The organism is Escherichia sp. WS1450 (assembly GCF_046487395.1).
Taxonomy (GTDB): Bacteria; Pseudomonadota; Gammaproteobacteria; order Enterobacterales; family Enterobacteriaceae; genus Escherichia; species Escherichia coli.
The window spans coordinates 20,568-27,418 of record NZ_JBJQJO010000034.1; the positions used below are offsets into that span (position 1 = coordinate 20,568).

Genomic DNA, 6,851 nt, shown 5'->3' on the forward strand with positions numbered 1-6,851 from the left:
ACCAGATTATCCACACCGAAACAAAGCATCAGCCATGTGCTCTGTCTTATTATACCGGATTCAAGGGAAAATGTAGTGAATTAAGAATTAAATTATGTGATAATGATCTATATTCAGATTATGACTGCTGACTTTAAACAATTCTCTCGATGATTTGAGGGCCAGATAGTTACATGTAATATAGTTATGTAATGCGCCTGGATTGAAATGTTCAGAATCATATACTGTTCTGTAGTGGAGTATGGGAAAGCCGAGTTATATGTATAATTTTTTCCATTATCTCATGCCTGTTGTTCAGGTATAACAACATCACACAAATAATTATATCATGTATAGTCACATGGTGGCTCTTGCCACAGCCATCATGGTAACCGAATCAACAACAGAGCTATTACGAAATGCCTTTTGTAATTGATCTGCATTATGCTCATTTAATCCACACGTGACAAGGAACTACCATACCTGTTCCCGGTACAGCTTTTCTGTAGTAACTTCGTCCCAATAATCATTAAATCTACAACTCCTGTTGTACCAGAAATGTGAGTGTTTTTGATGTATTTCTTCAACAATATCTGCTATGCCTCCATATAGTTACATAATACAGCTTCCATGACGAACAGGGGATCCTGAATGTGCGGTTACGTCTCAGACCACAGACTGAACCGAACTTATATTACCCTCCGTCATGATACAAATACGGTTTGATATTTCGAGTGCTTCTGATTCATTATGAGTAACGATCAGGGCTGTCTGACCTGAACTACGTAACAGGTCCCGTACTTCTTTCACTAGGTATTCACTGGTTTGTTTATCCAGACTGGAAAATGGCTCATCCAGTAACAAAATATCAGGGGCCGGGGCCAGTGCTCTGGCAAGTGCAATACGTTGTTGCTGTCCACCTGAGAGTTCATGAGGATAGCGCTTTGCACAGGATAATAATTCAACCATTTTCAGAAGTTCAGTGACTCTGGCATGCTGTAGTTCATAAGGCAGATGGCGCAGACCAAAGGCTACATTTTGTGTTACTGTCAGGTGGGGAAACAGAGCATATTCCTGAAAGACCATTCCGACCCTGCGCTTTTCCGGGGGGAGATGAATTCCGGCTCCGGCTACACAGCGTTGTGATATGAATATTTCACCTTGTTGTAATCGTTCCAGGCCTGCTACAGTTCGTAATACGGTTGTTTTTCCACAACCTGAAACGCCAAGCAGACATACAAGTTCACCTTTATGAACGGACATTGAAAAACCCTGTAACACGACCTGTCTGCTTCTGGTATAAACAACATGAACATCATTAAGACTCAGGGCAATTTCTGACATGGTGGTTGGGTTCCTTTAGTGGTGACTGTTCATTTGCCTGCGTACTAATAAAATCACAGGGAGTATGCCGGCAAGTACGATTAACAGTGCAGCAATTGCGCCCTGTTCGTAGGTTCCACGTGCCGCTTCCGCATACAGGAGTGTGGACAGGGTCTCAAAGTTAACAGGTCGTAGCAGTAAGGTGGTCGGCAGTTCTTTCATCACGTCGGAGAAAACCAGCAGCGCACTGCTGATCAGAGCAGGGCGAAGTAATGGCAAATGAACTCTGACAAAAGTCCCTGCGCCATTTTCTCCCAGTAATCGTGATGCCTGTTCCAGTGACGGCGGTATGCGACCAAGGGCTGAATCAAGCGCTCCGGTTGAAATGGCCAGGAAACGAATCGCACAGCAAATAACTAACAGTATACCTGCAGACATGAGGGGAAGGCCGCTGATATTAAGAAGACCAGCGAGCCAGTGATCAACCAGCATTGCAGGCGGCAGAAAGCCGATAGCAAGAATAGTACCGGGAACAGCATATCCTGAAGATGCCAGGTGCATGACCGTTCGTCGGAATTCGATGAAACGGCTGTTCAGTACACTGTGCCGTGCGCTCCAGACCACCAGTAAACTGACCCCTGATACAATCAGGGTCGTACCGGATGCGAGAAACAATGTATTTTTCAGTGCTGACAGCAATGATGAAGATATCGTAATCCCTTCTCCGAGACGCTTTGCACTTTCCCATCCCAGGAATAATACAGGTGCGCAAAATCCCAGAATAACGGGCAGTGCTGTAATGCTGCACAGCAACCATCCACGCCAGCCATAAATCCTGATTTGTTGTATTCCCCGCATACTGCGACTACTGAATACCTGTTTTCTCCGGAACAAAAATTCAAGACCCAGAATCATGAAGACAAATGTCAGAACTATGCCGGCAATTTGTGCAGCACCGGCAAGATCAGAGCGTGATATCCATGTGGTGTAGACTGTTACTGTGATTGTCCGGATACCGAGAAATTCAGATGCACCAATGTCGTTCAGGGTTTCCAGAAGGGCCAGACTCATACCTGTCACTATTGCTGGGCGTGCCAGAGGTAGCGTTACCCGGAAAAAAGCAGAGACAGGGCCACAACCTAATGTTCGTGCTGCCTCCAGTAAGTGAGCGGACTGATTGATAAACACCGGTCGGCAGGTCAGGTAGACATAAGGATACAGTACAAGACCGAGTAATATTATCGCTCCGGGAAGGGAGCGCAAATCCGGCAGACGAAACTGACGGGGACTGTCAAATCCCGATAAAAGACGGATAAAATTTTGCAGAGGCCCCAGGGGATGCAGGAGATCGAGCCATGCAAAAGCAACAATATAGGCAGGCATGGCCAGAGGTAACACTAATGCCCAGCTGAGCATTTTTCGGCCGGGAAAATCCCAGACAGTCACTGCCCAGGCGCACCCCACACCAAGAACGCATGTCATTACAGCAACACCCGTTAACAGAATAACGGTATTCTGCAGAGCGGAAGGTAGCACAAACGTTAAAAAACCGCTCCATTGCGAACTGTCTGCATCTGTTGCCAGCCAGAATAACGTTATGACAGGTGTAAGAACACCCAGTGCGATACACAGCGAGCACAGATGTAAAGGCTTTAGCGTGGAACGTAATGCAGAAAAAAGATAACGCCACACTAAAGCCCAAAATGATTTATTGATCGAACCCAACTTTATCTACCAGTAAGCTTGCCTGTTTGCGGTTCTTTACGATGTCAGTTAACGGAATTTTATCGACATCTATTTCACCAATAGTGGTTCTGATGACAGGGTCAAGATCAACGCCTTTGAGTACCGGGTACTCAAAGTTAGCTTTGGCATATTGCTGCTGCGCCGGAACAGATATGAGATACTCCATCAGTTTTATTGCATTTTCTTTGTTCGGTGCATAACGAGCAACGGCTGCGCCGGTTATGTTGACATGGGTCCCTCCCTGCACGAAGGCTGGTTTGATTACTTTAATTGCATCTCCCCATTTGCGTGCATCTGTCCCTTCTTTGGCATTTTTCATATGACCGACGTAATAAGAATTCGCAAGTCCGATGTCACATATCCCTCCTAAAATATCGCGGGCTATGTCGCGATCGCCCCCCGTTGCTTTTCGTGACAGGTTGGTTTTAAGACCGTGTAACCACTCCTCTGCTTTTTCTTCTCCGTGGTGGGCGATCATGGCAGCAATCAATGCTGTATTATAAGGGTGCTGCCCTGAACGCATGCAGACCCTGCCTTTGTATTCAGGGCTGGCGAGTTGTTCATAATGCAGGCTGTCAATGGGGAAGTTTTTTTCTGCATACAGTACCCGGGCCCGCATGGATAAAGCAAACCAGTGGTTATTTTCTCCACGAAGATTTGCCGGAATGGCCGTTTTCAGTATTTCAGATTCAACAGGCTGAGTGACTCCCGCTTCGACTAAATCAATGAGATTTCCGGCATCGACGGTCATCAGTAGATCGGCTGGAGAATTTTTTCCTTCAGCTTTAATCCGCTCCAGCATACCGTCCTTGATATAAACCGTATTAACATTTATACCGCTGCTTTTTGTCCAGCTGTCCAGAAGTGGCTTAATCAGGCCGGGCTCTCTGGTTGTATAAAGGGTGACAATATCCTGTGAAAAAGCGGGAAATGATGCGAAAAGAAAAGTTGCTGGTATTACAGTCCGTTTGAAATAAATTTTTGTCCGCTGTTTTGAACTGAAAAGTTTCATGTTTGATGACTCACTTAATCAGGTAATCAGGGAGTACTTTATTAAATGGTAATAGAAATTATTTTCAATACGTTTTGATTGTAAATTTTTGCAATTATTTGACAATTTATGTGGGTGGAGATTCTGGCAGGAAGGTATGTAATACTGTTACCGGATTACTCACTGGCGTAATTGAATTGTGCTGAATGTTTTTCAGCGTGGTATTTGCCTGTGATTGTATCTTTTTTGTTATATATCACTGTGGGTGGTGGGTGATGCTGTGAAGGTCTCAGTTTATTGATTTAGTATGGAGGTTTCTGTTTTATATAAAATTCTTTAAATAAAAGAATAATTATTCTTCCTGTTCGGTGCGTCATCCTTCCGGTGGCGTAGTGCTCACCAGAAGGGCGGGGATAAAGTGCAGTGCGATGGAATCCATGGTCTGTTGCACGGTCATCCTGGACGGTTCGCTTTATAATTCTGTTGACAGCGGTTTCACTCATCGGCTTACGCATGACGTTTTGTCATGCGTGCAGGTCAGACGACCTGTGGTGAGATGAGACGTGTTCTTCTTTCCTGTGGGTCCTGACCATTTCATCAGACTGAGCCTGCTTACCGTTCATTCTTCGACTTTCCCGAAAAGGTCATATCCTTCCGGCTCTTCGTCTTCAATATCTGAAATTCTCTCCGGAGCGTCATCACGAATATATTTACCAAACAGCCGGTTTCCTTCAGTGCCAATGATGAACTTACCTGTTTTTCTCTCCAGATAACAACTGCAGCAAATCATCACAAAATGTCTGAATAACAGTCTGTCTTCACGGGGCAGGGCTGTTTCAGGACTGAGATCAGGTTTATAACGCGATCTGAATCTGGCGACCTCATCCGGCCGGTAATCAACCCATACTGATACACGCAGTTCATCATACCCGTTATCGGTCCAGTTAATGACAGTGGGCATTCCGTCAATATCCGTACGCATGAATCCTTTACTGTCCGTATCTTCTGATTTGCCGTTAAGGTTGATTCTCCCGGCCCGAATGGCTGCGTTGAGCGCAATCACCATGGGCTTCATCAGTATTTCCTCCTGCTCCGGGGCAGTCATTTTTTTCACGATGCACTCCATTATTGTTTACCGAAATAAAACATATAATATTGTCAAGGATAAAATAATTTCTGATGGCAATCACGGGGAAGTTGATTATCTTGTTCTTCTTTCACCGTTACGGTGTGCTGTTCATGGTGAGTGACATAACAGAACATTCTGAGCGGTTATTTACATATCTCTAATCACAGTATCTTTAATAAAACAGCGTATTACCGATGTGCCTGCCGGTGACCGGAACGGAATAAGTCCGTCATCAGACTCTGTCACGCCGGAATACAGTGATATTCTAAATAATTTCAGACAGATATCATCTCCGTGGAACCCCCGCCACCTTTCCGGTGCGCGGGGTTTTGTCTTTTTTCACCGGGAACACATATATGAATCCGTCTGATGCCATTGAGGCAATTGAAAAACCCCTATCCTCCCTGCCTTACTCACTTTCCCGCCATATTCTCGAACATCTGCGCAAACTCACCAGTCACGAACCCGTGATTGGCATTATGGGTAAAAGCGGGGCCGGTAAATCCTCACTCTGTAATGCACTGTTTCAGGGAGAAGTCACCCCGGTCAGCGATGTTCACGCCGGCACCCGGGAAGTACGGCGCTTCCGTCTGAGCGGCCACGGTTGCAGCATGGTTATCACAGACCTGCCCGGGGTGGGCGAGAGCCGTGACAGGGATGCAGAGTATGAAGCCCTGTACCGTGACATTCTGCCAGAACTGGACCTGGTGCTGTGGCTGATTAAAGCCGATGACCGTGCCCTGTCTGTGGATGAGTATTTCTGGCGACACATCCTGCAACGCGGACATCAGCAGGTGCTGTTTGTGGTGACGCAGGCCGACAAAACGGAGCCCTGCCACGAATGGGATGTGGCCGGCATTCAGCCTTCTCCCGCACAGGCACGGAATATTCGCGAGAAAACGGAGGCGGTATTCCGTCTGTTCCGGCCCGTACATCCGGTTGTTGCCGTATCGGCCCGCACCGGCTGGGAACTGGATACGCTGGTCAGTGCGCTCATGACAGCGCTTCCCGGCCATGCCGCCAGTCCCCTGATGACCCGCCTGCAGGAAGAACTGCGTACGGAGTCTGTCCGCTCTCAGGCCCGTGAACAGTTTACCGGTGCGGTGGACCGGATATTTGATACAGCGGAGAGCGTCTGTGTTGCCACTGTTGCACGCGCGGTTCTGCGTGCTGTTCGTGACACCGTGGTCTCTGTTGCCCGCGCGGTATGGAACTGGATTTTCTTCTGAAACCTGCGGTGATGTTCCTGTCTGCTGTTACATTTTTGTAACCCCATGAAAACATGGTGCAAACAGTCATGTATGCAACTCATTCTCTTGCACACTACCTTTCTGGTTAATAGAATATATCGATCGTAGCTATTTTATCGATCGTTTATATCGATCGACAAAGCAATAATCACCCTTGTAATAACCTGCAGAAAGACACGGCCGTCCATGAAATTCAGGGCAGAAAAACACCACCACAGCGTTAGCGCCTCACAGGGGCGCGGAATAACACACATGCCGGTATCCACACACTGTGGGTACCGGCTTTTTATTTACATCATTGATTAGGGAGAATGTAATGAAGGTAAGCGTACAGCCTGAACCGTCTGGTCAGAATCTGACGAATTAGACAAAGTGGTGTCCACCAAATAAGTAGTGGGAACCAAAGTGTCAGATATGCAGAAAAATGTGACTC

The 6,851-nt window shown here is 46.6% G+C and carries 5 protein-coding genes; 1 reads left to right on the forward strand and 4 read right to left on the reverse strand.

Annotated elements, in window-relative coordinates:
• Window positions 1-645: 645 nt before the first annotated feature.
• The 4 genes from ACJHYR_RS24670 to ACJHYR_RS24685 all read right to left on the reverse strand — a co-directional run bounded on the left by ACJHYR_RS24670 (window position 646) and on the right by ACJHYR_RS24685 (window position 5,144).
• Window positions 646-1,323, reverse strand: coding sequence for an ABC transporter ATP-binding protein (locus tag ACJHYR_RS24670; RefSeq protein ID WP_001354625.1), 678 nt, complete (start codon window positions 1,321-1,323; stop codon window positions 646-648).
• Between the two features lie 15 nt (window positions 1,324-1,338).
• On the reverse strand, window positions 1,339-3,027 hold the full coding sequence (locus tag ACJHYR_RS24675; RefSeq protein WP_000534856.1) for an ABC transporter permease: 1,689 nt from the start codon (window positions 3,025-3,027) through the stop codon (window positions 1,339-1,341).
• Window positions 3,011-4,060, reverse strand: coding sequence for an extracellular solute-binding protein (locus ACJHYR_RS24680; RefSeq protein WP_029490236.1), 1,050 nt, complete (start codon window positions 4,058-4,060; stop codon window positions 3,011-3,013). The genes ACJHYR_RS24675 and ACJHYR_RS24680 overlap by 17 nt, the downstream gene beginning before the upstream one ends.
• Before the next feature lie 598 nt (window positions 4,061-4,658).
• Window positions 4,659-5,144, reverse strand: a complete 486-nt coding sequence (locus ACJHYR_RS24685; RefSeq protein WP_224471741.1) for a hypothetical protein — start codon at window positions 5,142-5,144, stop codon at window positions 4,659-4,661.
• Window positions 5,145-5,524: 380 nt separating this feature from the next.
• Between ACJHYR_RS24685 and ACJHYR_RS24690 the strand changes: the two genes are divergently transcribed.
• Window positions 5,525-6,397, forward strand: a complete 873-nt coding sequence (locus tag ACJHYR_RS24690) for a GTPase family protein (protein WP_001069736.1) — start codon at window positions 5,525-5,527, stop codon at window positions 6,395-6,397.
• Window positions 6,398-6,851 lie beyond the last annotated feature (454 nt).